The sequence below is a fragment of the Nocardia sp. CC201C genome, from assembly GCF_030010695.1.
Taxonomy (GTDB): Bacteria; Actinomycetota; Actinomycetes; order Mycobacteriales; family Mycobacteriaceae; genus Nocardia; species Nocardia otitidiscaviarum.
Genome location: NZ_JASCXP010000050.1, coordinates 1 through 26,470, shown reverse-complemented (window position 1 = coordinate 26,470; position 26,470 = coordinate 1). Strand labels below are relative to the sequence as shown.

26 protein-coding genes, 2 pseudogenes and 1 riboswitch are annotated in these 26,470 nt (G+C 68.9%); of the genes and pseudogenes, 10 read left to right on the top strand and 18 right to left on the bottom strand.

The window, feature by feature from the left end; translation table 11 throughout:
• Nucleotides 1-909: NAD(P)/FAD-dependent oxidoreductase (locus tag QK444_RS08280; protein WP_282778676.1), on the bottom strand; the 909-nt coding region annotated here is incomplete at its 3' end.
• 92 nt (nt 910-1,001) lie between these two features.
• On the opposite strand from QK444_RS08280, the gene QK444_RS08275 reads away from it, so the two are divergent.
• Both QK444_RS08275 and QK444_RS08270 read left to right on the top strand, forming a co-directional pair.
• A complete protein-coding gene (locus QK444_RS08275; RefSeq protein WP_282778674.1) occupies nt 1,002-1,640 on the top strand; it encodes a class I SAM-dependent methyltransferase in 639 nt (212 codons plus the stop codon).
• Nucleotides 1,641-1,672: 32 nt separating this feature from the next.
• Nucleotides 1,673-2,263: a TetR/AcrR family transcriptional regulator gene (locus tag QK444_RS08270; RefSeq protein ID WP_282778672.1), complete on the top strand. Its 591-nt coding sequence runs from the start codon at nt 1,673-1,675 to the stop codon at nt 2,261-2,263.
• Between the two features lie 213 nt (nt 2,264-2,476).
• Here the strand turns inward: QK444_RS08270 and QK444_RS08265 are convergent, their stop codons facing one another.
• The 6 genes from QK444_RS08265 to QK444_RS08240 form a co-directional block, all read right to left on the bottom strand.
• A complete protein-coding gene (locus tag QK444_RS08265; RefSeq protein WP_282778670.1) occupies nt 2,477-3,181 on the bottom strand; it encodes an MgtC/SapB family protein in 705 nt (234 codons plus the stop codon).
• 143 nt (nt 3,182-3,324) lie between these two features.
• Nucleotides 3,325-3,493, bottom strand: a riboswitch (M-box (ykoK) riboswitch).
• Between the two features lie 74 nt (nt 3,494-3,567).
• Nucleotides 3,568-3,774 (bottom strand): hypothetical protein, encoded by a 207-nt coding sequence (locus QK444_RS08260; RefSeq protein ID WP_282778668.1) that lies wholly within the window; start codon nt 3,772-3,774, stop codon nt 3,568-3,570.
• Nucleotides 3,771-4,736, bottom strand: coding sequence for a hypothetical protein (locus tag QK444_RS08255; protein WP_282778666.1), 966 nt, complete (start codon nt 4,734-4,736; stop codon nt 3,771-3,773). The genes QK444_RS08260 and QK444_RS08255 overlap by 4 nt, the downstream gene beginning before the upstream one ends.
• 315 nt (nt 4,737-5,051) lie before the next feature.
• Nucleotides 5,052-5,459, bottom strand: a complete 408-nt coding sequence (locus QK444_RS08250) for a nuclear transport factor 2 family protein (protein ID WP_282778664.1) — start codon at nt 5,457-5,459, stop codon at nt 5,052-5,054.
• Nucleotides 5,460-5,500: 41 nt separating this feature from the next.
• Nucleotides 5,501-6,127, bottom strand: coding sequence for a TetR/AcrR family transcriptional regulator (locus QK444_RS08245; RefSeq protein ID WP_282778663.1), 627 nt, complete (start codon nt 6,125-6,127; stop codon nt 5,501-5,503).
• Between the two features lie 79 nt (nt 6,128-6,206).
• Nucleotides 6,207-8,075 carry a Na+/H+ antiporter gene (locus tag QK444_RS08240; RefSeq protein ID WP_282778661.1) on the bottom strand — a complete coding sequence of 623 codons (1,869 nt, stop codon included), beginning with the start codon at nt 8,073-8,075 and terminating at the stop codon, nt 6,207-6,209.
• A 274-nt stretch (nt 8,076-8,349) separates the two neighbouring features.
• Here QK444_RS08240 and QK444_RS08235 point away from each other — a divergent pair, with 274 nt between their 5' ends.
• Nucleotides 8,350-9,504, top strand: coding sequence for an alpha/beta fold hydrolase (locus tag QK444_RS08235; RefSeq protein WP_282778659.1), 1,155 nt, complete (start codon nt 8,350-8,352; stop codon nt 9,502-9,504).
• A gap of 55 nt (nt 9,505-9,559) precedes the next feature.
• Nucleotides 9,560-10,723 carry a DUF6777 domain-containing protein gene (locus QK444_RS08230; protein WP_282778657.1) on the top strand — a complete coding sequence of 388 codons (1,164 nt, stop codon included), beginning with the start codon at nt 9,560-9,562 and terminating at the stop codon, nt 10,721-10,723.
• 23 nt (nt 10,724-10,746) lie between these two features.
• On the opposite strand, the gene QK444_RS08225 is transcribed toward QK444_RS08230, so the two are convergent.
• The 5 genes from QK444_RS08225 to QK444_RS08205 form a co-directional block, all read right to left on the bottom strand.
• Nucleotides 10,747-12,081, bottom strand: a complete 1,335-nt coding sequence (locus QK444_RS08225; RefSeq protein WP_282778655.1) for a pyridoxal-phosphate dependent enzyme — start codon at nt 12,079-12,081, stop codon at nt 10,747-10,749.
• Nucleotides 12,081-13,526, bottom strand: a complete 1,446-nt coding sequence (locus QK444_RS08220; RefSeq protein WP_282778654.1) for a decarboxylase — start codon at nt 13,524-13,526, stop codon at nt 12,081-12,083. Before QK444_RS08220 ends, QK444_RS08225 begins: the two co-directional genes overlap by 1 nt.
• Nucleotides 13,523-14,785, bottom strand: coding sequence for a heavy-metal-associated domain-containing protein (locus QK444_RS08215; protein WP_282778652.1), 1,263 nt, complete (start codon nt 14,783-14,785; stop codon nt 13,523-13,525). The genes QK444_RS08220 and QK444_RS08215 overlap by 4 nt, the downstream gene beginning before the upstream one ends.
• Nucleotides 14,782-16,086: an aminotransferase class V-fold PLP-dependent enzyme gene (locus tag QK444_RS08210; protein WP_282778650.1), complete on the bottom strand. Its 1,305-nt coding sequence runs from the start codon at nt 16,084-16,086 to the stop codon at nt 14,782-14,784. The genes QK444_RS08215 and QK444_RS08210 overlap by 4 nt, the downstream gene beginning before the upstream one ends.
• A 130-nt stretch (nt 16,087-16,216) precedes the next feature.
• Complete coding sequence (locus QK444_RS08205) at nt 16,217-16,744, bottom strand: DUF2599 domain-containing protein (RefSeq protein WP_282778648.1); 528 nt, start codon at nt 16,742-16,744, stop codon at nt 16,217-16,219.
• 252 nt (nt 16,745-16,996) lie between these two features.
• Here QK444_RS08205 and QK444_RS08200 point away from each other — a divergent pair, with 252 nt between their 5' ends.
• Nucleotides 16,997-17,440, top strand: coding sequence for a hypothetical protein (locus QK444_RS08200; protein WP_282778646.1), 444 nt, complete (start codon nt 16,997-16,999; stop codon nt 17,438-17,440).
• Between the two features lie 167 nt (nt 17,441-17,607).
• Here the strand turns inward: QK444_RS08200 and QK444_RS08195 are convergent, their stop codons facing one another.
• The gene (locus QK444_RS08195; protein WP_282778644.1) at nt 17,608-19,341 is read right to left on the bottom strand and encodes a GMC family oxidoreductase; all 1,734 of its coding nucleotides are present in this window, start codon (nt 19,339-19,341) and stop codon (nt 17,608-17,610) included.
• A gap of 93 nt (nt 19,342-19,434) precedes the next feature.
• On the opposite strand from QK444_RS08195, the gene QK444_RS08190 reads away from it, so the two are divergent.
• Nucleotides 19,435-20,121: a MerR family transcriptional regulator gene (locus QK444_RS08190; protein ID WP_282778642.1), complete on the top strand. Its 687-nt coding sequence runs from the start codon at nt 19,435-19,437 to the stop codon at nt 20,119-20,121.
• 36 nt (nt 20,122-20,157) lie between these two features.
• Here the strand turns inward: QK444_RS08190 and QK444_RS08185 are convergent, their stop codons facing one another.
• On the bottom strand, nt 20,158-20,964 hold the full coding sequence (locus QK444_RS08185; protein ID WP_282778640.1) for a class I SAM-dependent methyltransferase: 807 nt from the start codon (nt 20,962-20,964) through the stop codon (nt 20,158-20,160).
• A gap of 165 nt (nt 20,965-21,129) precedes the next feature.
• Between QK444_RS08185 and QK444_RS08180 the strand changes: the two genes are divergently transcribed.
• Complete coding sequence (locus QK444_RS08180; RefSeq protein ID WP_282778638.1) at nt 21,130-22,356, top strand: cytochrome P450; 1,227 nt, start codon at nt 21,130-21,132, stop codon at nt 22,354-22,356.
• 68 nt (nt 22,357-22,424) lie between these two features.
• Here the strand turns inward: QK444_RS08180 and QK444_RS08175 are convergent, their stop codons facing one another.
• The 4 genes and pseudogenes from QK444_RS08175 to QK444_RS08160 all read right to left on the bottom strand — a co-directional run.
• Complete coding sequence (locus QK444_RS08175; RefSeq protein WP_282778636.1) at nt 22,425-23,132, bottom strand: helix-turn-helix domain-containing protein; 708 nt, start codon at nt 23,130-23,132, stop codon at nt 22,425-22,427.
• Nucleotides 23,133-23,229: 97 nt separating this feature from the next.
• Nucleotides 23,230-23,373 (bottom strand): hypothetical protein, encoded by a 144-nt coding sequence (locus QK444_RS08170; RefSeq protein ID WP_282778634.1) that lies wholly within the window; start codon nt 23,371-23,373, stop codon nt 23,230-23,232.
• A 25-nt stretch (nt 23,374-23,398) separates the two neighbouring features.
• Nucleotides 23,399-23,722: pseudogene (locus tag QK444_RS08165) on the bottom strand (IclR family transcriptional regulator C-terminal domain-containing protein); the annotation flags it as partial.
• A 279-nt stretch (nt 23,723-24,001) separates the two neighbouring features.
• Nucleotides 24,002-24,148, bottom strand: a pseudogene (locus QK444_RS08160) (helix-turn-helix domain-containing protein); the annotation flags it as partial.
• 102 nt (nt 24,149-24,250) lie between these two features.
• Between QK444_RS08160 and QK444_RS08155 the strand changes: the two are divergent.
• From QK444_RS08155 to dhaL, 3 genes are all read left to right on the top strand, one after another.
• On the top strand, nt 24,251-25,003 hold the full coding sequence (locus QK444_RS08155; protein ID WP_282778632.1) for an aquaporin: 753 nt from the start codon (nt 24,251-24,253) through the stop codon (nt 25,001-25,003).
• 8 nt (nt 25,004-25,011) lie between these two features.
• Entirely contained in the window at nt 25,012-26,013 is a 1,002-nt protein-coding gene (gene dhaK / locus QK444_RS08150) for a dihydroxyacetone kinase subunit DhaK (RefSeq protein WP_282778630.1), read from the top strand.
• A gap of 4 nt (nt 26,014-26,017) precedes the next feature.
• Nucleotides 26,018-26,470 (top strand): dihydroxyacetone kinase subunit DhaL (gene dhaL, locus QK444_RS08145; protein WP_349239512.1); only part of this gene is annotated, 453 nt, incomplete at its 3' end.

The window sequence follows — 26,470 nt, the reverse complement described above, 5'->3', positions numbered from 1 at the left end:
GAAGAAGTCGGCGAAGTGGATGGCGTCGGCGGCTGCCGCGCCCGCGCCGGCGGAGTTCATGGCTCCTTGGTAGAGGGTGGTGAGATCACCGGCGGCATACAGGCCCGCGATATTGGTTTTCCGGTCTTTGTCGACGGCGACGTAGCCGTCGGAATCCAGTGTCAGGCCGAGGGTTTCGGTGAGCCGGGTGATCAGCGGAACCTGTCGCTGCGGTAGATGCCACAGCAGCGTCTGTCGTTCGAGCACCCGCCCGTCGGTGAACTCGATCGCCGACAGCTCGCCGTCGTTGTGCACGAAGCGGGCGATCTCGCCCTGCACCAGGTCGCTGCCTTGATCGCGCAGCCGATCCCGGATCTCGGCCGCGCCGTCGAATTCGGGTGGGGCGATGACCACGACATCGGAGGTCCAGGCCCGGAAGGCGTCGGGGACCATGGGGGCGAAGTCGGGTTCGGCCGCCATGACCGCCCAGGCACGGTCGGCGTTCTCCTCGCCGACACAGAACGGACAGTGGATGACGGTGCGGCCCCAGCAGGCCGCGAGCCCTTCGATGTCGGGGTGAATGTCGACCATGCCGGTCGCCAACAGCACCGTCCCGGCCCAGGCCCGGGTGCCGTCGGCGAGGGTCACGGTGAAGCCGTCGTCGTCGCGGGTGATGTCCTCGGCAACGGTGTCGGCGCGGGTGGCCAGGCCGTACGCGTCGAGGTCCTTCCAGGTGCGGGCGCGCAAGTCGGCCGGGCTGATGCCGTCGAGTCCGATCAGTCCGTGCACGCCCTGGGAGGCGGCGTTGCGCGGCGGTTCGGGCGATTCGACCACGAGGGTGCGGCGGCGGTAGCGGGTGAGCGCCATGGCCGCGGCGAGCCCGGCGGGGCCGCCGCCGACGATCACGGTGTCGTAGTGGATGGGGTTCATGAATGGTGCCTCCGAACGATTCGACAATCGACTGACCAAAGGTCATACTACTGACTGACGGTCATTCATTTCAACTTGACGGAGGTCGCTCCATGTCAGAGCAACATCACCACCTCGATTTCGACTGGGACTCGGTCTATCGCGGCGACAGCGGCGACACCATGGCCCCCGATGCGCTGTTGCTCGCCTACACCGACGACCTGACGCCGGGCACCGCGCTCGATCTGGGCTGCGGCGCGGGCGGCAACGCCCTGGAACTGGTTCGCCGGGGATGGCGAGTTACCGGGGTGGACATCTCCCCGCGAGCCCTGGCCAGCGCCCGTGCGAGTGCGTGCGCGCGGGGGCTGGACCTCGAGCTCGCCCTCGGCGACAGCGCCGCCTGGCGGCCCGCGCTCCGCTACGACCTGGTGCTCAGCTCCTACGCGATACCCATCGACCCGGCCGCGCAAACCGCCACCTACGCCACCATCGCAGCCGCCCTCGCCCCGGGCGCAACACTCGTGCTGGGCGAATGGGACGGCGACCGACGCTCCTGGCCGGGTCCGGGTGAACTGCTGACCGCCGCCACGCTGCGCGCCGGGATCACCGCGGCCGGACTGCGGATCGAACGGCTCGATCGAGTGCGGGTCCTCGCACACCGGCATCGTGGTGACGAACACGCCTCCAACGAGGAAGCCGCGCTGGTGGTCGTCGCCCGCGCGCAGCATGACATTCTGGGAGCCGAGAACTGACCGAACGCCAGTCGATCCACAGGAGAGAGATCGTGCCCGCCGACAGGCCCGCCCCCACCGGCCGCTTCCAGCCCCCGGACGTGCGCCGCCGCCAGATCCTCGACGCGACCGCCGACCTGCTGCTCGAAGACGGGTACGACGCGCTGACCATGGGCAAGGCCGCCGCCCGCGCCGGGGTTGCCAAGGGCACGGTCTACCTGTATTTCACCTCCAAACAGGAGCTGCTCGCGGCTTTGCAGTCACGCATCTGGGAGCGCATGCTCACCGAACCCGCCGCACTTCTGGAACACGCCGAGCTGAGTTGGACCGACCGGCTCGACGCGCTGGTGGCCCACTGGCTGGCCGCCGAGCGCGAGGACCACGAGCTCTACCACCTGCTCTTCCACGAACTCGGTGCGGCAGGCGGTGACGAACCGATGCATGCCGCCCGCGACCTGCTGGTGCGATTGCTGCGTGATGGCACCACCGCCGGTGAGTTCGACGTCCCCGACCCCGAACTCACCGCCGACTTTCTCACCCACGCCTACATCGGCCCCTGCCACCACCACCTGGACCAGGACGTTACCGCCGCGGTACAAACACTGTTCCGGCGAGTCGTCGGCGCGGCGAATCACCCTCTCTGAACGCCGCGCGCGACCACCCTCGGTACCGGTGACAGGTCCGGGCAGCTACCCGATGGGCCGTACCGGCAGACACGTTCGCCGAGAGTGTGACCGGGGAAGCCGACCGGCCGACAATCGTACGGATATGGCGTAGCGCCTGTGCTGTGCACGCTGATCCCGGCGTCGCTGCTGCCGCGGCGCAAACCCGCCGCGCCGGATGCGCGGACTCGCCGATCATGGCGCACTGAGCTGGTCCAGGGTGCGCCAGCCGACGCTGGTCACATGCGGTTCCAGGCTCAGACGGCTGACCGCGGACTCCATCTGCCGGTCGTCGCGGCGATCGGAGACCAGCTCGGCGCGCACCTCCACCTTGCCGGAGCCGATATCGGAACTGGCGACCGACACCAGCTGAAAATCGGTGCGGGTCAACGACTGCACCAGCAACGCGCGGGTGTGCGCCTCGTGCGCGTCATCGGTGCAGGCGACGAACGAGTACCGGGTGTGCTGTTCGTCGCCTGCCTCCGGACGCCGGTCCACCCGGCGACCCGCGGCCCGCAGCGCGGTATTGACCACGACCACCACGACCGTGCCCGCCAGCGCCGTGGGCAGCATGCCCGCACCGGCCAGCGCGCCGATCGCGGCCGAACACCACAGTGTGGCGGCGGTGTTGAGGCCGCGCACGGTGAACCCGTCGCGCAGGATGACGCCCGCGCCGAGGAATCCGATACCCGAAACGATCTGTGCCGCAACGCGGGTCGGGTCGGCGGTACCGCCGCTGAAGCCGTGTGCGGACAGCAGCACGAACAGCGTCGCGCCCGCGGCGACCAGCGCGTTGGTCCGCAGCCCGGCCATCCGCGCCCGATACTGCCGCTCGAACCCGATCACCGCACCCAGGCCCACCCCGGCCGACAGCCGAATGAGCATTTCCACCATGGTCATGACGTACTCCCGAGAAAAGGTCGGCGCACCGCGCGCTACCGGGAGAGCGGAATCCTCCGAACGAGCGCGGGTGGGGCACCGAAACACCGTGTGGCCACCTGATATCGACTCCGATATCGATCACGTCCACCAGGCACACCCACCACCTCCTTCCTCGTAAGACCTTTGGCACTTCGCGGCGTAACCCGTCCGACGGGAGCTGGTCGGGATCACCCCTTGATTCGGGGAGACCTGTCCTGATCGGTGGCGTCTCTCGACGTTTACGATCGCCAGCCTGTATCCGCGAAGGAGCCTCAGCGAACGACGGCACCTCGCCCCAGCGAGTAAACACCCGGCATCCCGGTTTCGCCACCGGATGTGCGCGGCGCAACATCAGGGCTGGCTGTTCACGGTGTGCCGAAGGTATCGCGGGCGCGGAGCTTCCACTCCTCGATGAGCCGACGGGCTTGCCGATCGAATTCCTGCCGGTCGGCGGCCGGCCAGGTGTCGGGATCGGTATCGAGACCGCGCTCGGTGACGAACCGCAGGAAGTGGGTGGACGTGGCCTTGCTGCGCGCCCGGATGAATTCGTTCTCCTCCGGCGTCGGAGTCACAGCTTCTTCATCCCGTGCCAATACGATCCTCTCATCAGTTCCTCGCCGAGTTTCGGGTTGTCTCCGCCGAGCATGACCAGTTCCTGGGGTGAGGGAAAATCCACGACTCGTCCATCGAATCGTGCACGCATCTCCCGCAACAGTCCCACATCATGTTGGCTCATCGGGCCGCGGTCGCCGGCGATGAACAGATCGAGACGAGATTGCATCTTCCGCACGGACTCGTACAGCTTCTCGGGGTCGAGGTCCCAGTCGTAGCCGGCCTTGGCCCAGGCGACACCGCCGTCGGTCATGGAGGCGGTCACCCGCATTCTGTCCACCCCCGATCGTCGGAAGTAGTCCTCGGTCGACGCGGAGAACGCGGTGGAGAACCCGTGGCCGGTGAATCCCTGCTGGAGTTGGGTGAATTCGTTGGTGACCACGAGCTTTCCGTCGGTGTCGCGGGTGACGCCGTACAGAAGCGTCCCGGCGTCGTTCCCGGCGTCGTCGCGGATCTCGCCGGTGAAGGTCATGTTCGCCGGGCTGGTGCTGCCGTCGTCGCGGGTCCAGGACCGCTCGTACCAGGCAGTGATGTTCTCGACACGATAGGGGCCGTACCGCCGCTGGAGCCCGCGCAGCTCCTGGGTCAGATCGTCGTCGTCGAGTTCGCCACGGCGGGCACGGTCGTAGAGTTCGCCGAGCGGCGGCATATGTGACAGGTCGGTGATCGGTGTCCGCGTGCCCGACGGGAGGGAAGGCGTACCGCTGCGGGGAATGTCGCCCGTGTCTCGCGCGGACGCGACCCGATCGTGTCCGGCCCTGTCGGTATCGACGTGGTTACGACGTGCCGTGGCGACCTCGGCGGCCAGCTCGCCGAGCGTGCCACTCAGATGGCCACCGGTCTGGCGGCCGAGCAGATCCGTCATGGCGTCGCGCATGCGGCGCAACAGTTCATCGGACCGATCTCCGGGCGCGTACCTCATCGTCGGCGGGCTCCGGTGGGGACGTCGATCGCGGGGGTCGATGGGGGCGAGATCCGGGTCAGCGGTGACGGGGGCAGCCGGGCGAGAGTCGCCGCCGCACGAGCGAAATGTTTGGGCGCGACTAGGAGGCGGCGGAGTCTCGCCTCCTGGTCGCGTGGTCCGAGACGCTTCCAGGAAAAGGGGGTGGGCACAATGGGCGGGGGTGGGATTGGCGCGCGAGGTCATAGCGGTTGTGGGTGCGGCGCGGGGGAAACACGCGCTACCAGCGGTATCGGGTTGGGTCCGAAATGCCCGAATTCGCACAATTGGTCATGATCATTTCGGCGTCGAGGGGGGTGCCGAATGATCTTGTCCGTCCGGCTGATCCGGGGCGAAGGGCCATTCTTCGAAATGAACACACCGACCGGTGGGGTCGAATCGCAGGATCCACAGGTCGCGCCACGAGGCCGGGGTGGCGCGCAGGTACTCGACGCCGACGCGTGCCACGGCGGTGTCGCCGTCCACCGCGATCACCTCGGCGGTCATGGTGAAGGATTCGTCGGGTCCGTCCCGCCCCGCTTCCCAGAAGGCGGCGATCGCCGCGCGGCCGGTGATCGGCGCCGCCCACGGGGACACGCAGTATTCGGCCGCGTCCGCGAACAGTTCGCGCACGGCCGCGGTTCCCGGTGTGCGCCAAGCCGATTCGTAGCCCTCAAGCCACTGCTGCACTGCCGCGCGATCCATGTCCGCGACGCTACGCCCTCGACGCGCGGCTCGGGCCGGATCTAGTCGCGGTACATGCGCCGGTAGGCCCAGATGGTCGCCACCAGATGGTCGACGATCTGCTCGCGGCTGGCGCGCAGCGTGCCGTTCAACCACGCCGAGAACATGCCCGCATTGCCACTGGCCATGGTCACCGCGGCCAGCCGACGGCGCACCGGATCCTCGATATGGCTGAACAGATGGTCCTGGATGAGCCGGGTGAAGGCGGGCATGACCGAGATGGTGGTCGCGCCCAGCCCGGTACTCGAGTACGGCTCGACCAAAAACAGCCGGGACTTGCGCGGATCCTGGAGCACCTTGTCCACCAGCATCTCCGACAGCGCCCGGTCGCGGGCCGGATCGTCGGCCACCGCGTAGGCGGTCATGGGTTCGAGGAATTCGTCGGCGATCTGGCGGTACAGCACGTCGAGCAGTTCGTCTCGGCTGCTGAAGGATTCGTAGAAATAGCGGTCGGTGAGATTGGCCTTCCGGCATACGGCGCGCATGGTGACCGCGCCCGCCCCGGATTCGCCGATCAGATCGAGCGCGGCGTCCAGGAGCGCGGCGCGGCGCGCCTCACGGCGTTCGGTGAGGGTCGTGCCACCCCAGAGGCGGGGCTCGGCGTCGGAGGGCTGCTGACCTGTCTGCACCGGGAACAGCGTAGTGCCCGGCCGGGACGGGACGCGTCCGCCCGGTGCGCGGGCACGGTCGTCCCCGCTCAGCGCGCCGCTACCCGAGCAGTTCGTCCACGTAGCACCAGCGCCAGCTCTCACCCGGTTCCACGCTGCGGATCACCGGATGCCCGGTGGCTTCGAAATGCCTGGTGGCGTGGTTGCCCGGCGAGGACTCGCAGCAGGCGATATGGCCGCAGGCCAGGCACATGCGCAGATGCACCCACACCAGTCCCGCGGCGACGCATTCGGCACAGCTGTCGGGAGTGTCGGGCCGGGCGGTCTCCGGGGCGTCGCGCAGGTGCTCGCAGTCGCCGCCGCCCACCCCGGCCACCATGGTGTCCGGACCGTCGTCCCCGGCCTCGGTGACGCGGGCCAGCGTGGACTCCTCCATATCCAGCAGTGCCATCACATGCTGGAGCACCTCGTGATCGAGGGTGCCGGTATCGCGCACCCGCAGCACCACGTCGCGTTCGGCGGCCAGCATGGCCAGCCGCAGCCGCCGATATTCCCCGCCGGGGGTAATGCGGTCGGATTCGGAGCGGCCCAACAGTTCCCACGCGGCCTGCGCCCGCTGGGCGGCCTGCCCCCGCAGCCCCTCGACGATCTGCGCCGGTGTGGCGTCGGTGACGTGCGCGTCGAGGGCCGTGAGCCCGGCCGAGGTGGCCTGTTGCAGCAGCGCCGCCTCCTGGAGCCGGTCCTCGGCGCGGCTGGGTCCGCGCAGCCGCAGCGCGCGCACCACCCAGGGCAGTGAAACCCCTTGCAGCAGCAGCGTTCCGCCCACCACCACCAGCGCGAGCAGGCGCAGTGTCGCCAGTTCCGGGGTGTCGGCGGGCAACAGCATGGCGGCGGCCAGTGTCACCACGCCGCGCATTCCCGCCCACGACACCACGGCCGCGCCGGTCGGCTGCGGCGTGGGTTTGCCGCGCCGTCTGCCCTCCATCCACCAGGCGACGTAGGTGGCCGGGAAGACCCAGACCGGCCGGGCGAGGATCACCGTCGCGAGCACCCCGGCGCACGCGATGAGCAGGGTGCCGTGTGCGAGCCCGCTGTTCCAGGCGTCCTCGACGATATGGCGCACCTGCAATCCGATCAGCAGGAACACCCCGCTCTCCAGAATGAACTGGATGGTGCGCCAGTTGGTGCGCTCGGCGATCCGCGAGGCCGCGCTCTGCCACACCGGGGCCCCGTGTCCGAGTATCAGGCCGCAGGTCACCACGGCGATCACCCCGGAGGAGTGCACCGCCTCGGCGGGCAGATACGCCGCGAAGGGCGCCAGCAGCGACAGACTGGTGTCGAGCACCGGATCGGTGATGCGTCGCCGCAGAAAGGCCAGCACCGCCGCCGCGACCAGGCCGATCACCGCACCCCCGACCGCGGCCAGCAGGAAATCGGCCCCCGCCTCCCACAGGCTCACCGCCCCCGCCATGGCCGCGATGGCGGTGCGCAGCGTCACCAGCGCGGTGGCGTCGTTGAACAGCGATTCGCCCTCGAGCAGGGTGACGATGCGCCGCGGCATCCCCACCCGCCGTGCGATGGCGATGGCCGCGACCGCGTCCGGAGGCGCCACCACCGCACCGATGGCCACCGCCGCCGCGAACGGCACCGGCAGCAGCACCATCACCACCGCCGCCACCGCGAAGGTCGTGAACAGCACCAACCCGACCGACAGCAGCGTGATCGACACCTTCTTGGGTCGAAAGTCGATGAGTGAGGTGCTGATCGCGGTCGTGTACAGCAGCGGCGGCAGCAACCCGAGCAACACCAGCTCCGGATCCAACCCCACCTCGGGAATGAACGGCAGATACGACGCCACCACCCCGGCCACCGTCAACACCAGCGGCTCGGCCACCCCGATCCGCCGCGCGAACGCGGCCAGCGCCACCGCCACCGCAATCAACCCGACCAGTCCGAACGCCAACTCCACGCGAACATCCTGCCAGCCGCGTCGCCCCCACTCGAGTAGCGTGTCCCCGCCGTCCCGGCGCGTCGGCATTCCCATGTCAGGCGTTCGCCCCACCGGACGATGGCCGGCCAGCCGGCTCAACCCGCACCGGTCGTCCGTGGTGGTGTCCGTGAATTCGCCCGGCATCGTGGCGGGTCGCGCGTTCCGTGGTCGCGGCGGCACGCGGGCTCGTAGGATTGCTGATGCTCGATCAGGTTCGAGTTCGGAATCAGGGGTGAACACGGTGCCCACACAGGTGGCTCTCGTTGTGGTACACGGCATCCTGTCCGACAGCGGTGCGTGGGATCCGCTGTGCGAGCTCATCGAGCGCGATGCCGATCTCGCCGGGCGCATCCGTGTCGTGCGTGTCGATTACCCCAGCAAAATCGTCGAGTTGGCGCCGCGGAGAACGCTGCCCGATCTGGATACGGTCGCCGCGTTCTTGGGCACCGAACTCGCCGAACGGTTGGTTCCCGACGAGCCGGTGGTGTTCGCCGCGCATAGTCAGGGCGGTCTGATCGTGCAGCGCTATCTGATACAGGAGCTGACCGCGGGTCGCGGTTCGGCGCTGCGCCGTGTGCGCCGCGTGTTGATGTTCGCGACGCCCAACTCGGGTTCGGAGTACCTGCTGCCGCTGCGCAGGCGCTGGCAGCGGAATCCGCAGGAGCGTGAACTGCGGCCGCTCAACGAGAAGATCATCCAGACACAGCGGATGATGCTCGAGCGCGTCGTCCATGCCAGCGATGCGACCATGCACAGCGTGCCGATTCCGGTGGAGGCGTATGCCGGACTGGCCGATCCGATCGTGCTCCCGCAGTCGGCGAACTCGGTGTTCCCCGCGGGCGGCGTGCTGCCCGGAGATCATTCGACCATCATCCGGCCGACCTCGGCGGATGATCTGGTGTACCGAATCGTGAAAACACGTCTGCTGCACGAGGTGCAACGTGACGATCACGTTGCACCCGAATCACCGGAGGCCGCGCGCGTGGATCGGCTCGACCGGGCCATCGCCAGTGAACTCCGCACCCAGCGAATCCAGCGGCCCGTCGAGAAGAAGCTGCCCAAAGAGGCCGTCCGGCGCATCGCCTCCGCGCTGGCACAGATCGCCGACCTGACCGATCCCACGGCCCGGCAGCAGTATGTGATGAGCATGCCGCTCTACATTCGACAGCGCATGCACCACGGCGGCGGCAACCCGCGACTGGAACTGGCCGCGCTGGTGGAAATCTGCGCCGCCTTCGGCGAGACCGGCCGCGAGGCGCTGATCGTCTCGGTGGAATGGGCCTTCGCCGCACAGGATCCAGCGGTCGGCGCCGCACTGGCCGTGATCGAGGAGCAGTGGCCGTCCGGTGCGACGGCGCCACCACCGGAGGAGGTCGACAGCTCACACACCGGCACGGCGCGACGGTAACCGGGGCCGGTCCGTCGCGCCGCTCGTCATCGGCCTGGGAGTTCTCGCCGTCGTCGTGGTCACCGCATTCGTGTTGACGACCGCCGGAGTTGATTTCCGCGCGGCGCAGCAGGTTCCGACCTCGCCGGGATCCGGCCTGACCGAGATCTATCGCCACGGCGGCGATACGGTCGGCGACGATCCGTTCATTCCCCGACCACCGGCCGGTACCGCCGCCGTGGCGATGCCGAATACCGCCCCCGGCGGTCCTACGTCGGGCAGGAGCTTCCAAGGTAGGGAACCCGGGCTCTACGGAGGCGTGCCCAACGAACCCGTAGGCGGACGCGCGGCCACGATCGCGCACTTCGACGCCGACCGTACGGCGGCGGAAGCGGCGGTGGAGGCGCTGAACTCCGACGACCGACTGCGTTGGCGCGACGGCGAGCGATTGTCCGTCGACACCCTGGGGACCTACCTGGCGGAGCTGACACCGGTGGTCCTTCGCGTGGACGTGCGGGTGACCTACCATCTGCTGCGGACGGGGCGCGCCGTATCGCAACAGGCCGTCTTGGAGGCGGGAACCGTTGTGCTGGTGGATGTTTTCGGCGTCCCGCGGCTGCGCGGTATCAGCGGGACGCCGCTGACGCGGCCACAGGTGGTGGCCGATCGGCAGGTGAGCTTCACCGGCGACGAATGGGCGGGATTCGATCCGGGCCGGGTCTTCGAGGTCCGGCCCGCGGACGAGGCGCTGACCGTATTGGTCCTGTTCGACTTCATCACCGACAGCACTTTCCAGCGTCCCTGTGGCACGACCGGCGACCGGGACGTCGTCGGCAGCGGACCGGAACCATCCGTCCTGCCGAACTCGACCATCACTTCCGCCGCTCCGATCCCACCTCCCACCGCAGAACCCAGTCGGGAGGTGGATGTGTCCGGGGTGTGGATCCTGGCGTCCGAGCACAGCGGTGTCGAGGGAACGCTGACTCGTGAAGGTGACGGGTTCCGGTACTACACGCCGGATACCAGCGACCACATCGGCTGGAACTGCTACCTCGGCGGTCTACCGGGACAGACGGCCACCATGGACTGCACCTCATCGGTGGGTGGCGACAGCTACCCCTGGAGTGCGACCGGTCCGATCACCGAAATCCAATGGAACGGCCGTACCAAGCTCAGATTCGACGGAACGACGACCAGTCCCCCCACCGGTGCCACACGGATGACCCTGACACCCCAGTAGCCGATTCGGGTCGCGGAGGGTGATCACACATCGAGTCTCGGTGCCGATTCCATCGGCTTGCCGCTGTCGCGCCACGCGGTGACACCGCCGCCCAGGCTGGCGGCGTCGTAGCCGGCGCGGCGGGCGAGGGCGGCGTAGTGGCGGGAGACCTCGCCGATCGGGCAGAGGAAGACGAGGGGGCGGGAGCGGGGGAAGGGGACGGTGTGGGTGAGCATGTCGTCGAGTTGGTCGTCGCGGATATTGATGGCGCCGGGGACGTGGGCGATGCGGTAGGCCATGGCGCCGCGGGTGTCGACCAGGGTGGGGCGGGCGGTGCGGTCCAGTTCTTCCAGTTCGTCGGGGGTGAGGGTGGGGGTGGCGGCGAGTTCCTCCGGGGTGGGCGGGGTGCGGTGGCGGGCGGGTGCGCCGAACAGGTCGGGGCGGCGTTTGCGGATGTAGGACAGGTACGGTTCGAGGCGGTCGCAGACGATGAAGACGGCCACGGTGGGACGCGAGTCCTCGGCGGGGGAGTCGCGCAGTGCGTCCAGGGCCGCCGTGTAGGCGGCACCGCTGGTGGGTCCTGCCAGGACGCCGTATTCGGTGGCCAGAGCGAGGGTTCCGGTGATGGCGCGGGCGGAGTCGACGGGCACGATGCGGTCGTAGAATTCGGGCTGGAACAGGCCCACATCCCACATCTCGGTCTCGGAGCGGATACCGGGGATGAAATCGCCGCGTTCGGAGACCACCGCGATGGTGCGCAGTTCCGGATTGTGTTTGCGCAGATAGCTGGCCGCGCCCCGGGTGGAGCCGGTGGTGCCGAGCCCGCCGATCAGATAGTCCACCCTGGTGATGCCGTCACGGGTGAGGTCGTCGTGGATCTCGCGCCCGGTGCCCTGATAGTGCGCCTCGATATTCTTCTCACTCGTGTACTGCGACGGATGATGGTACGCGCCAGGGGCTTTCGCCATCGTCGCCTCGATCACCGAGTACACGTCATTGGGCGCGGTCGGATCGGGGCACTCCGACAGTCCGGGTAGCTCCTCGATCTCGGTGCCGAACAGCCGCAGCAGCTCCCGCACCTCGTCGACCTTGATCCGATTGGTGACCGCCCGCAACCCCACCCCGTGCACGGCTCCGAGAATCCGCAGCGCCTTCGCGGTATTGCCGCTGGACGCCTCGATGAGGCTCTGTCCGCGCGCCACGATCTCGTCGAGTTCGTCGCGGATCATGCCCCACGCCACCCGGTCCTTCACCGACCCGAACGGGTTGCAGGATTCGAGTTTCGCGTACAGCTCGACATGCTCGAGCCCGTGTACGGCGGGGTCGAGCCGTAGCAGCGGCGTATCGCCGATGAGTTCGGTGATGTGGTCGTAGCGCATCACGCCTGCCTCGGTCCGACGGCCGCCACGGGTTCGTACTCCTCGTCCCGGCACACCCGGAAGCCGTCACCGCGCTGTACGACAGCGAGTTTCGGCGGCCTCGGATGCATGGACGCGTTCGCCGCCGAGAGATCCATGTGATAGGCCCCGGTGTTGGGGAAGACGATCACATCGCCCGGCCGCGGCCGCCGCGGCAGCCACACCTTGTGATTGGTGATGAGATCGCGCTCCAGGCACAGCCGTCCGGCCAGGAACACCCCGACCGGTGCGTCGCCGGGGTCGGTGTCCGGCAAGCCGCCGGGCAGCAGCACCGGATCCACCATCACCTCCTGATCGGCGGGAGTGACGGTGTCCCGGCTGACATCGAGATTCACCAGGGTCGTGTCCGCGGCCACATCCTTGACGAACTCCACCCGGGCCGCGGTGATTCCGGCATGATCGACCAGCGCCTTGCCCGGCTCCAACCAGATGTCGAGCAGATTCTCCGCCGCCAGTCGCGCCATCGCGCGTCCACCGTGCTGTTCGAGTTCCGCACCGAGCAGATCGGTGAGCATCCGGGTCGCGGGCACGGTATTGGCGTATTTGTGGAACACCGGCGTCCCGTGCACGGCACCGCCGTCGAGGTGGAAGCCGAAGGTGTTGCCGCCCCAGGTCAATGCCGCACCCCGCCCGAGCAGACCGGCTCGCAGCGCCACCACGTAGCGGTCGAAGGCGTCGGCGTCGGAGGTGAACACCTGCCGGAAGCCGCCGCCGATGTTCAGCACCGTCGGCACGAGGCCGCATTCGTAGGCGCGTTCGGTGAGCGCGAGGCAGGCTTCCACCGCTCGCACCCGTTCGGCGGGTTCTCCGGAGTCGATATGAAAGGCGAAGCCGCGGAACGCGATCCGGTCCCGATGCGCCGCCAGCAGCGCGAGCGCCTCCTCGGCCTGCCACAGCGGCACCCCGAACCGGCTGACCGGCGTCGCCGGGAAGCCGGATATGCGCAGCAGCAGCGGCACCGGGGCGTCGGCCAGCTCCGCCAGTCGCCGCACCTCCCACAGATTGTCGGCGTTGACCGTCACCCCGGTGCCCACCAGAGCACGCAGGAACGCTTCCCCCTTCGGCCCGGTCACCTCGATGCGATCCGTCGCGAATCCCGCGTCCACCGCACTCGCCAGCTCGGCCGCCGAGGCGACGTCGATGCCGATGCCCGCCCGTTCGGCGGTGCGGACGAAGGCCCGTGACTGATTCACCTTGTGCGCGTAGCAGATTCGGTACCCGGACACATGTTCGTCGAGCACGTCCCGGAAGTGTCCGAGGTTCTCGGCGAACACCTGCGGGAACACCAGATGCGCGGGCGAACCGAACCGTTCCAACGCGTCGGCCACCGCCCCGGGCGCGTCGATGAACGCGCGGACCAGCGGATGGATCTTGGGCGGCAGCGTCGGCGGTGTGGAAACCGTCATACGGCCGTTTCCGTCGTGGCCGGTGCCGGTGTCTCGACGGTGGGGTTGTAGCCGCTGTCGCGCAGCGCCTCGAAGGCCCGGTGCCGATTGCGCGGGCTGCGGAAGTCGGCGAGCACTCGCTTGGACACCAGGTCGATGTCGTGCACGGCGATTCCCATCGACTCCAGCGTGCCGGTGATGGTGCGCACACAATGCTGGCAGTTCATGTCCGGCACCCAGAATACCCGGTCCTCGGCGGTCAGCTCCGCATCGCCGGTCTCGGCGGCCGCGGTCGTCTCCGCGATGGTGAGCCGCGAGACGATGGCGCAGAACAGTTCGGTGAACCGGTCCACGACCGTCGGCAGGATGCTGTAGTGCTCGCCCTCGATCTGATGCGGCATGGCGGCCAGGCAGGCCGGACGGGTGCCGGGCGGCAGCAGCGCGTACTGGCGTGAGATGAGGTCGAGATCGTCGTGGTACTTCTCGATGGCAGCCGCCACGCTCAACCCCTCGACCGCGGTGGCGCGGCGCATGATCCGGTGGGCGTCGGCGATGGTGGCGTCCTTCATGGCGCGCAGCGTGGCCACCGTATCGGCGGAGTAGCGCACGGTGCCGTCGGGTTGCGCGGCCAGCGTCACCGCGATCATGCCGCGCCGATAGGTCGACGCCTGCTGCTCCCAGTACCACCGGGTAGCGACCGCCCCGTAGATGCCGGAATCGCGCATGCCGACCGCGAACTCCACGGGGGTCCGGTACGGCGTCCACCGGGCCAGCAGCGCATGCTGCGCCAGCGCCCGCCCGGTGGCCTCGATGCCGACCCGGAAGATGTCGATGGGGTCGTGATCGGTGGTGGTGCCGTCGAGCACCGCCCGGTCCCGCTCCGACAGTCGCGAGATCCGTTGCGCCAGAGCCTCTTCGGCGGCCAGGGCGTGCCACAGCGTCAGCACGGTCTCGCGCACGGCGATGGGCACGATGGGCCCCAGCCCCCCGGAGTGGTAGTGCCCGGTGTTCGGGATCCCGTCGCTGTCGGTCCACGCGATGCGATGCGTCGCCGAGGTGACCTGATCGGGACGGCACGGCTTCATGAACCGCCCCAGATACAGCCGCTGTGACAGCGTCAGATGCGAGCCGGGCTCGGAACGCATCGGCGCGCAGGTGTATTCGAGCCGCAGCCGCGGCGGCAACTCGGCGGTCGCGAACAGTCCGGGGCGGGCCAGTGTCGCCAGCACGCGGGAGGCCGCGCGGCGGTCGTAGCGGGGGTCGTGCCCGTTCATCGTCATCGGACCTCCGTGGCTATGGTGGCGACGCACTCGGTGAAGCGGTCGATTTCGTCGACGGTGGTGTAGACGTGCGCGCTGACGCGTACCGAATCCTCGTCCCGCCCGACGGTGTCGGCGGGGACGCAGTGCGCGCCGGTGCGGACCAGGAAACCGTACTCGCTCAACACGAATCCCAGATCGGTGGCGGAGATGCCGGGCAGTGTGAACGACACTGTGCCGTAACCGGTTTCGCATGGGGCGTGGGCGGGGCCGGGGAGGAACTCCAGATCGGGAATGGTGCGCAGGCCCGCGATCAGGCGCTGGGTGAGCGCCCGGTTGTGGGTGGCGATGGCGTCGAGCCCGAACCCGTCGAGCACGTCCAGCGCCGCGCCGAGGGCGAGGATGCCCGGAATATTGTGGGTGCCGCCCTCCAGCAGCCGCGGCATCGCCCCCGCACGCAGCTCGGTGTCACCGCGGGGTTCGGGATCGCCGAGCGACGGCGAAACGCCCAGCGCGACAGCGGAATTGCCGCCCGGCAGGAACGGGGTGAGTTCCGGATGGCGGCGGCGTCGGCAGTACAGCACCCCGGTACCCGGCGTGCCGAACATCTTGTGGGCGGAGAACACCGCGAAGTCGGCGTCCAGCTCGGTGACGTCGACCGGCAGATGCCCGCCGCTCTGGCTGCAGTCGAAGCACAGCGCGATGCCCGGGTCGATCCGCCCCCGCAGTTCCTCGAGCGTGGTCAGCGCCCCGAAGACGTGATGCAGATGCGCGACCGTGATGAGCCGGGTGCGCGGGGTGATCGCGGCGGCGAGATGGTCGATATCGGCCTCCCCGAGCGCGGTCACCCGATAGGGCACCAGCCGGATCTCCCGCCCGAAGGCGCGCAGCAGCTGCCGAACATGGTGCCACGGATACACATTCGAGCCGTGATCGCGCGGGCTGTACAGGATCTCGTCACCGTCGCGCAGGTTGGTCAGCGCCCAGGACAGCGCCACCGCGTTGAGCGCGGCCGTCGCCCCGCCGGTGAAGACCACCTCGTCGGGTTGGGCGCCCAGGAATCCCGCCATCCGTGCTCGCACCCGCTCCAACTCCCGGGTGAGCGTCGTGGCCCACGGGTAGGTGCCGCGCCCGGCGTTGGCGGTCTGCCGGGAGTGATACCGGTCGACGGCCTCGATGACCGGTCGCGGTTTCTGCGTGGTGGAGGCGCTGTCGAGGTAGACGGCGGTATCGTCGAGGGCGGGGAACAGCTCTCGCGCACCCGCCAGCGCGGTCTCCCGGGCGAGGTTCGGCCCGGCGGACGGAGTCGCTGATGACCGCACCGTGCCGCTCCCTCCGAGGAGTATGCGCTTCGACGACACCCACGATACGCAACTTTCAGGTTGGACTCGAAGGTTCTCGCGGGCAACCGCTTTCGCCGCGACCGTCTCGTTATGGCCGCCACGGCGCCGTTCAGCGCTCGGGGCCGCCCGGATTGCACAGCGCGTTCACGGTCTCCTGGTAGCCGACGGCCGGTCGCCACGGCTCCAGGTTCCAGCTCGGCTTGTCGGGGTTCACCAGTCGCGCCCACTCCCAGTGACACCGGAATTGGTCCCACATGCCGGGTGTGTCGGCGTCGGGGGACAGGGTGAGGATCTCCCGCCAGGCCCGGTCGGCTGCGGTCGGGAACCGGTCGGCGCGGCCCGCGTCGGTCGGGTAGACGAGCAGCCGGCGGCCGTCGACGGCGTCGGTCCATTCGGTGCGGTCGATGAGCGGCATCCCGGCGTACACGTCGGGCGGCAGCGTGGTCGGAGCGGCGATATCGGCGGGCGTGGGCGCGGCCAGCGCCTGGATGGGCGGGGCGGGCGGCTCGGAATGTGCTGCCGGTTCCAGCGAACCGATCACCACCGGCGCGGATTCCTGGGAAGCACCGCAACCCGAGAGGGCGAGCGCTGTCGCACCCGCGAGCACTACCCCCGAGAATATTGTGCGGCGCCGCATGGGCTCCTCCACTTCCTACACTGTTCCGCTGCGGAAACCGACGCTACCAGCGTTGAATCCGCCATCACTTTTGCGTCAACGCGCCCGGCCCCGATTCGGTTCCACTGGTGCTCTGGCCCAGACGGACCATACGATGTCACGCGCAGGGTGCCCTCCGCCACGAGCGCGGCGTCCCGCACCGAGGTATCCGGATGATTGCTCGACGTGTGAAGGCAGGAGATGTCACCGACTGTGAAATGTCTTGTCTGGGAAGTGGACAAGACCCTGTGGGACGGGGTGGTGAGCGATTCCACCAGTGGAGCGCTGCGCCCCGACGCGGTACGGGCCCTGCGCATACTGGGGGAGCGTGGCATCCTGCACGCGGTCGCCAGCCGCGGTGAATGGTCGTGGACCGACGCGGAACTGCGCCGCCACGGACTGCACGACCGCTTCGCGGTCATCGAGGTGGGGTGGGGCCGCAAGTCCGCCGCCATCGGCCGTATCGCCCAGACCCTCGGACTGCACCTGGACAATGTCGGCTATATCGACGCCGAACCGCTCGAACGCAGCGAGGTCGCCCACGCCCTGCCGCAGGTCCGCTGCTACGCGGCGCGGCATGTGGACGTGCTGTCCGCTCTCCAGGAGTTCCGCGCCCCGGCCGGCACCGCGCCGCCGCCCACCTCCCCGATGGGTTTCGCGCACGTTTTCGGCAGCTGACCGGGTGGCCGCCGCAACGGCGACCGGCGCGAACACGGAGTGGGTGCCCGGCGCGAGCGCCGGGTCATGTCCGGCGCGAGCGGCGGTTCATGGCCAGCGCGCGTGCCGAGACGTATTCGGCGTGGGGGCAGGGTGGCATCGGGTGCGCGCGTGCACGGCGTGCACGTTCAGGCGGGCGTCGATTCGGACTGCCCGCCGCCGCGGATCTCCACGATCGGCAGTACCAGCGCCGCCGGAGCCGACGCCGGGACCACCGGCTGCTTCGGTGCCACGGGTGCGATGCGCCGGTAGCCCTCGCCCTGCTCGGGGCGCGTGTCGGCCTCACCCTTGTTGGGCCACATGGCCGCCGCGCGTTCGGCCTGCGCGGTGATGGTGAGCGACGGGTTCACGCCCAGGTTCGCCGACACCGCCGCACCGTCCACCACACTCAGCGTCGGATAGCCGTACACCCGGTGGTAAGGGTCGATGACACCGTGGTCGGGATCCGCGCCGATGGCAGCACCGCCCAGGAAGTGCGCGGTGAGCGGGATATTGAACACCTCGCCCCAGGAGCCGCCGGCCACGCCGCCGATCTTGTCGGCCACCCGCCGCGTCACATCGTTGCCGACCGGGATCCAGGTCGGATTGGGTTCCCCGTGGCCCTGTTTCGAGGTCAGCTTGCGGCCGAACAGGCCGCGCTTGGTGTAGGTGGTGATGGAATTGTCGAGATGCTGCATCACCAGCGAGATGATGGTGCGCTCACTCCAGTTCTTCACGCTCAGGAACTGCACCAGCATCAGCGGATGCAACAGCACCGTCCACAGGAAGCGCAGCCAGCGCGGCACCCGGCCGCCGCCGTCCACCATGAGGGTCTGCAGCAGGCCCATGGCGTTGGAGCCCTTGCCGTAGCGCACCGGTTCGATATGGGTGTCGGGCGTGGGGTGGATGGATGAGGTGATGGCGACGCCGCGGGTGAAGTCGCGGTCGGGATTCACCGTGCGGGTGGCCGCGCCGACGATGGACTCGGAGTTGGTGCGGGTGAGCACGCCCAGCCGATCGGACAGGCCCGGCAGGACACCCTTGTCGCGCATGGCGAACAGCAGCTTCTGGGTGCCGCGCGTGCCCGCCGCCAGCACCACGTTGGCGGCGGTGTAGGTCTTGGGCTGCTTGCGCAGCAGCGCGCCCGTGCGGGTGGTGTCGACGTCCCAGGTGCCGTCCGGCAGCGGGCGCAGCGCCTTGACCGTGGTCATCGGGACGATCTGTGCCCCGGCCCGCTCCGCGAGATACAGGTAGTTCTTGACCAGGGTGTTCTTGGCGTTGTGGCGGCAGCCGGTCATGCACTCGCCGCATTCGATGCAGCCGGTGCGGTCCGGGCCGACGCCACCGAAGAACGGGTCGGCGACGGTTGTGCCCGGCTCGCCGAAGAAGACGCCCACCGGGGTCTGGACGAAGGTGTCGCCCACGCCCATATCGTCGGCGACCTGCTTGAACACCTCGTCGGCGGGGGTCAGGTGCGGGTTCTGCACCACGCCGAGCATCTTGCGCGCCTGCTCGTAGTAGGGCATGAGCTCGTCGCGCCAGTCGGTGATATCGCGCCACTGGGCGTCGGTGAAGAACGGCTCCGGCGGCACGTACAGGGTGTTGGCGTAGTTGAGCGATCCGCCGCCCACGCCCGCGCCCGCCAGGATCAGCACATTGCGCAGCGGGTGGATGCGCTGAATGCCGTAGCAGCCCAGCGCCGGTGCCCACAGGAACTTGCGGAGATCCCAACTGGTGTCGGGCAGTTCGTCGTCGGCGTAGCGTTGCCCGGCCTCCAGGATGCCGACCCGGTAGCCCTTCTCGACCAGGCGCAGCGCGGTGACGCTGCCACCGAATCCGGATCCGACGATGAGCACGTCGAAATCGATTTCGCGCTGGGACATGCGGAACTCCTCGGTGTCGGCGGTGACGCGCGTTACGCTAACGCGGACAGTTGCCACTGTCAATGAAGTCTGTCCTGACTCTATGCTGGGCCGGTGCCTCGCTACAGCCGAACCCAACTCGCCGATCTGAGCGGCATTCCGGCGCGCACCATCCGCTACTACCACTCGCTCGGTCTGCTGCCGAAACCCGGCCGGGCCGGGAAGGAAGTGGTCTACGGCGACGACCACCTGGAACGGCTGCGCGATATCGCCGCCATGCGGGCGCGCGGCCTGCGCCTCGACGCCATCCGCGAGGTGCTCGCCACCGACACCGTGGCCGCGGACTGGCGGACCCTGTTCGACCCGCGCCATTCGGTCTCCGCCGATCAGGTCGTGGACCTCTCCGACAAGGCGCTGTCGGATCTACTCGGCGACCGCCGTACCGAGATTCTCGACGACCTGATCGCCGCCAGCTACCTGGAACGACGCGAGGACGGCTGGCGGGTGCCGGATCTGCCCATGCTCAAGGGCGCGCTGATCCTCTACGACATCGGCACCGACATCACCCTCAGCGGCGCGCTGCGCAAACTCATCCGCGCGCATATCGCCGACCTGGCCGACGAGATGGCGCGCACCTTCCGCGACGCGGCCGCCACCAGCTACGGCGGCGAGGGCCTCGGCACCGACCTCATGCGCTTCCGCGACCGCTTCCGTGCGGCGGCGTGGGAGGTCGGCGGGGCGACTCTCGCCGACGAGATCGAGCGTGCGGTAAGGGAACTCGACGCGGAAGCGGAGCGCTGACCGCTCGCGTGCCACCAGACGAGCCTCCGTCGTCGGTCAGAGTCGGGTGAAGACGACGGGTTTGTCGTCGGCCTCGATCCTGTCGGTCGCGGGGAATTCCACGGTGATGCTCGGGTGGGTGGCGGCGAGCGCTTCGAGAGCGGCCCGGCTGTAGTGCCGCAGACAGGTGATGAAGGAGTCGTGGACGGTCGGCAGGATCGCCGACCACCGCGAGCCCAGACGGAACAGCATCACCGCGCCGACCACCGGCGGGAGGAACAGGTAGCGCAGCAGTAGCTTGCTCGGTTCCTCGGGGCGAATCCCGTCGATCACAAGGAATTTCGTGCCCACCCGAGTGGCTTCGCTGATCGCTCGCCCGGCCGCGCCGGGTGACAGGTGATGGAATCCAGCGGCGAGTACCACCACATCCACGCTGTTGTCGGGCGCGTCGATGGCGGTAGCGTCGATACACCGCACGGTGGCACGGGGATGAGTGCCGAGCGGCCCGGCCGCCATCGCGGCGACCAAGGCGGGGTCGAGGTCGGAGACGGTGACCAGTGCGCCGGGATGCAGGTCGAGGACTCGCTGGGAGAGCAGGCCGTGACCTGCACCGAGTTCCAGAATCCGGGGCTGTGCGATATCGGCCACCATGTCCGCCACCAGGCGAGCGTTGGCTTCGTGCGTGCCGTAGTGGGTGCCGATTTGCACGAGTGCGCCGATCACGGCCTGTTTGATCGAATCGGGGACGTCGGAGCGGTCGGTGTACTCCAGGTGAGCGGTTTGCAGCCAGCGGTCCGCCAAGCGCGCATTCGGCCCACCTCGAGGCATGGAGTCGATATCGGTTGAGATGCGCTGCGTGGCCACTTATTTCCCTTCAAGGCCGAAGTAGTCCCCCATGATCTACCACACAGCAAGCGGGGGAAGAACCGCGCAGCGCTCCATTCCGGGAGGGCGTTCTCGCCTCGCCCCGGGTGCCGCAGTGCGCCAGAATGGCTGTGCCCCAACACGCTAACCTGAGCAAGGACTGCAATGCCCGAAACTTCGACCGCCGCTGATCTGCCCCGCTACCCGGGGCGCAGGTCGCCGCGCTGCCCGTTCGATCCTGCCGCCGAGATCAGCGACCTCGCCGCGGCCGCACCGATATCCACGGTGCGGATCTGGGACGGGAAGACGCCGCATCTGGTCACCGGGCATGCCGAGGTCCGCGCGCTGCTCACCGACGAGCGTGTCAGCTGCGACAACCACCGGCCGGAGTACCCGCACATCACCGAAGGCATGGCGGCGGTGATGCAGGCCAGCCCGTATACGATGTTCAACACCGACGGCACCGAGCACGCACGCTTTCGGCGGATGTGGGCCAAACCGTTCACGCCCAAACGGCTCGATGCGATCCGCCCGCTGATCCAGAAGCATGTGGACGCCACGGTGGACGCGATGCTGGCGCAAGGCAATTCGGCTGATCTGGTCACCGCGCTCGCGCTGCCGGTGCCGTCGCTGCTGATCTGTGAGCTGCTCGGCGTCCCCTACGCCGATCACGACTTCTTCCAGCACCACACCACGGTCGGGTTCTCCGGCCACGCGTCCGCTGAGGACCAGCAGGCGAGCACGGTGCAGATGCTGACGTTCCTCACCGGGCTGATCGAAACCTATACGCGTGAGCCGGGTGACGGGCTGCTGTCGGACCTGGCCGAGTATGTGCGCGACGGCGAACTCCAGACGTGGGAGGCCGCGTTCCAGGCGGTCGGATTCCTCGCGGCCGGACACGAGACGACCGCGAACATGATCGGGCTCAGCGTCATCGCCCTGCTGGAACGTCCCGACGACTTGGCGGTCATCCGGGACACCGACGACCCGGCAGTGCTCGAACGGGCCGTGGACGAGCTGATCCGCTACATGAGCGTCGTGGACACCGGGTTGCGCCGAATCGCGGTGGAGGACATCGAGATCGGCGGCCGGACGATCCGTGCGGGCGACCCGATCGTGTTCGACCTGGCCACCGCGAACCGGGATACGCGGGTCTTCGCCGACCCCGACCGGCTCGATATCCGGCGCGCGAACGCGGGCGCGCATGTCGCGTTCGGGGCGGGCCGTCACCAGTGCATCGGTTTGCAGCTGACCCGCATCGAACTGGGGATCACGTTGCAGACGCTGTTCCGGCGGCTGCCGGGATTGCGGTTGACGACACCGGTCTCGGAGGTCGCGTTCAAATACGACGCGCTGGTTTACGGCGTCGCAGCGCTGCCCGTGGAGTGGTGAACGCGCCACCGGCCGGGGTGCGCGGTAGCTGACGCCGGGCACGGTCGACGCACAGGCCCGGCAGGGCGTCAGTCCTCGGACCGCACGAACACAGTCATTTTCCAGCCCTGTGTCGGGAAGTCCTGCCCGCAGGAGATGATCTCGTGCTCCTTGTATTCGCGGGTTTCGGGGACACGCATCACGACACGGCTGGACGTGAACGATTCCTCGGTCAGCCCCTCGATCACCAGCAACCTGCTGAAATCGGGGTTGGTTCCGCACCGGGCCAGGATTTCTTCGACGCGCCCCTGGGGCACCATGCCCGCCGCCATCGTCCGGAACGACAGGGCCAGCCCGCCCGCGACGGTGGCCCACGAATCCCCGAAGACCTCCCTGGCGGCGGGGTTGGTCACCACTTCTTCCAGCAGGTTGACCGGGCGCCCGCCGGGTGCGGCGGGACGCAGGAACGGCGCGTACTCCAACATCCTGGCGTTGCAGGCGAGGATATCCAGCGCGGGAAAGGAGTTGTACAGCGCTGGCTGCCGCTGGGATTCGAGCTGTATCTGGTCGGCGCGGGTGAGCTGCTGCGAAGTGCTCCCCGCCTCGTAGGTATACAAGCCCTGCAGCAGCAGCCACGGGATACGTGGGATGAGCATCTTCGGGATGCCCAGTGTCGTCACGACTTTCACGATGAGACTGTTCGGGATGCCGCGGTCTCCACGCTCGTATTTCCTGAGTGTTTCCTCGCTGATGGCCAGGGCGTCGGCGAGCTGCTTTCGGGTGAAGCCGCGAGCCATGCGGAACCCCATCAGCCCCTCACGAAGGTTACGGTTCGCTTCGTTGGGGGCGGTGATGGGGTCCAGCCCCAGGTATAGGTCACGGTCGGGTTGTCTTCTAGCCATTGATCAACTTCCATACGAAGGTGTTGCGGGCCGACGGTTCTGGGTCGTGGCCGGTCGCGAGGACCGGACCGACCAGCTGGGCTTCGGTGACGTCCTCGACCGGCAGGATTCCCGAGGCATGGGTGGTGACGACCATGGTGCGGGTCGAGTGCGCGGCTGAGTTATCCGCTGCCGTACGGTACCGGCCAGCGGCCCGAGCCCAGTTCGCGCGAGATGGTGCGGGCGGTGGTGCGCACCGCGTCGACGACGGTCTCGGGGGCGGGCCAGTCGGCGGTGGGCAGTACCACGCCGACCGCGCCGACGACCGCGCCGGTGTTGTCGAAAATCGCTCCGGCGATACAGGATTCGCCGAGCACGGCCTCGTCGCGCTCGAGGGCGATGCCGGAGTGGGCCACCGGGCGCAGATGTTCGGCGAGGTCGTCGGCGGCGGTGATGGTGTCGCCGGTCATGCTGCGCAGGGTGCCGGTTTCGGTGCGCGGCAGGAAGGCCAGGATGGCCTTGCCCAGCGCGCTGGCGTGGGCGGGGATCTCGATGCCGAGCTCGGGCATCTGACGGCTGCCGTCCGGGCTGGGTTCGTGGTGGATGATCACCACGTCGTCGCCGAAGAGCACGCCGACGCGGACCGCGCGGCCGGTGCGCTGGGCGAGGTCGTGCGCCCAGGTGAGGGCGCGGGCGCGCAGCTCGAGGGTGTCGAGGTAGACATTGCCCAGGCGCAGCACCGCGGGGCCGAGTTGGTAGCGGCCGCCGCCGTGCTCCTGCACGACCACGCCGTGCGCGGTCAGGGTGCGCACGATGCCGTGCACGGTGGTCGCGGCCAGTCCCAGCTCGGCGGCCAACTCGGACAGCGTCATCCGCCGCGCGCCCTGGAGGGCGAACAGGATGCGGACGGCACGGTCGACGGACTGGATCATGCGGTCACCTTTCGCGGGCCCTTGTGACCCGAGCCACAACACCGTACTCTACGAACTCTATTCGACATTATCGAATGGTGTTCGACATATCTGGAGTACCTCATGGATGGACTGCGGACACCGCAGCGTCTCGCGGCGGAAGTGCTCGGCACGGCATTCCTCGTCTTCATCGGCGTCGGGTCGGTCCCGGCGACACTCATCGTCAACGGCGACGCGCCGTTCACCATGGCAGACCTGGGCATGATCTCGTTGGCGTTCGGCACGGTCGTGGTCGCGACCGTCTACGCCTTCGGGCATGTGTCAGGTAATCACATCAACCCGGCGGTCACCCTCGCCCTCGCGGTGTCCGGACAGTTCCCGTGGCGGCAGGTCCCCGCCTACCTCGCCGCGCAGCTGGTCGGCGCGGTGCTCGGTGCGCTGGCCATCCTCGGCACCCTCGGCGACCGTGCCAGCGAAGTGGGGCTCGGCATCGCCGCCTACGGCACGGATGTGGGTGCGGGACAGGCGTTCATCGCCGAATTCGTCGGCACCTTCATCCTGGTGCTGACCGTCCTGCTGGTCGTACACCGCGCCGCCGCACCGGGATTCGCGGGTGTGGCGATCGGGCTGGTGGTCTTCGCCGCCATCATCCCGGTGGCACCCGCCACGGGCGCGTCCATCAATCCCGCCCGCACCCTCGGGCCGATGCTGGTGCAGCAGCTGTGGGGTGGCGAGGTGCACTGGGGCCAGGCCCCGGTCTACCTGGCGGCCGAATTCCTCGCCGGGGTGGCCGCGGCCGCCACCGCCTATGCCCTCACCCGTACCTCGCGCACTCTCGGCGCGACCGCCGAACCGGTCGATTCGACCGTCCGATAGGAGATCTCGTGAAGAAGCTCATCAACGATCCCGCCGATGTGGTCGACGATGCACTGGCCGGTATGGCGGCCGCGCATCCGGAGCTGCGCATCGACGAGAAGAACCGCGTGATCCTGCGCGCCGACGCCCCGACCCCCGGCAAGGTGGGCCTGGTGTCGGGCGGCGGCTCCGGTCACGAACCGCTGCACGGCGGCTTCGTCGGCCGCGGCATGCTCGACGCCGCGTGCGCCGGTGAGGTTTTCACCTCCCCGGTGCCCGACCGCATCCTGGCCGCCACCACCGCCGTGGATGCGGGTGCCGGCGTGCTGCACATCGTGAAGAACTACACCGGCGACGTCATGAACTTCGAGATGGCCGCCGAACTGGCGGCGGCCGAATCCGGTACCGAGGTGGTGTCGGTGGTCGTCGACGACGATGTGGCCGTGCGCGACAGCCTCTACACCGCCGGGCGGCGCGGCGTCGGCGGCACCCTGGTGGTGGAGAAGCTCGCGGGCGCGGCCGCCGAGGCGGGCCGGCCGCTGCCCGAGGTGGCCGCCGTGGCTCGCCGCGCCAATACCGAAACCCGCAGCATGGGTGTGGCATTGACCTCGTGCACGGTGCCCGCCGCCGGTCGGCCCACCTTCGAACTGGGCGAGGCGGAGATGGAACTGGGCATCGGCATCCACGGCGAACCCGGACGGCGACGGCTGCCGCTGGCGTCCGCCCGGGAGATCGCCGAGCTGCTGGTCGAACCCCTGCTGTCGGATCTGCCGTATCGGTCCGGCGACCGGGTGATTTGTTTCGTCAACGGGATGGGCGGCACGCCGCTGCTCGAGCTGTACGTGATGTACGGCGAGGTCGCGCGGGTGCTGCGGGCACACGGCGTCGAGGTGGTCCGGTCACTGGTCGGCCCGTACGTCACCAGTCTGGACATGGCGGGATGTTCGGTGACGGTGACCCGGGTCGACGACGAACTGTTGGAGCTATGGGACGCGCCGGTGCGGACACCGGCCCTGAACTGGGGAGTGTGACACCGTGACAAGTATCGACGTACAGCGCTGGATGCGGGAATTCGCCACGCTGATCGACGAGCACGCCGATGAGCTCACCGCTCTCGACGCCGCCATCGGCGACGCCGACCACGGCAGCAACATGCAACGCGGCGCACGCGCGATCGCGGCCGAATTCGATTCCGCCGCTCCCGATTCCGCTGCCGCCGCGATCAAACAGGCGGGTATGGTGCTGGTCCGCTCGGTCGGCGGGGCCAGCGGGCCGCTGTACGGCACCTTCCTGCTGCGGATGGCCGCGACCACCACCGGCGAACTCGACGCCGACACCTTCGGCAAGGCCGTGCGCGCCGGTATCGACGGTGTGGTGGCGCGCGGCAAGGCCCAGGCCGGGGACAAGACCATGTACGACGCCCTGGCTCCGGCCGCCGACGCCTTCGATCGCGGCCTGGCCGCCGGAGCGGACTTCGCGGCCGCCTTG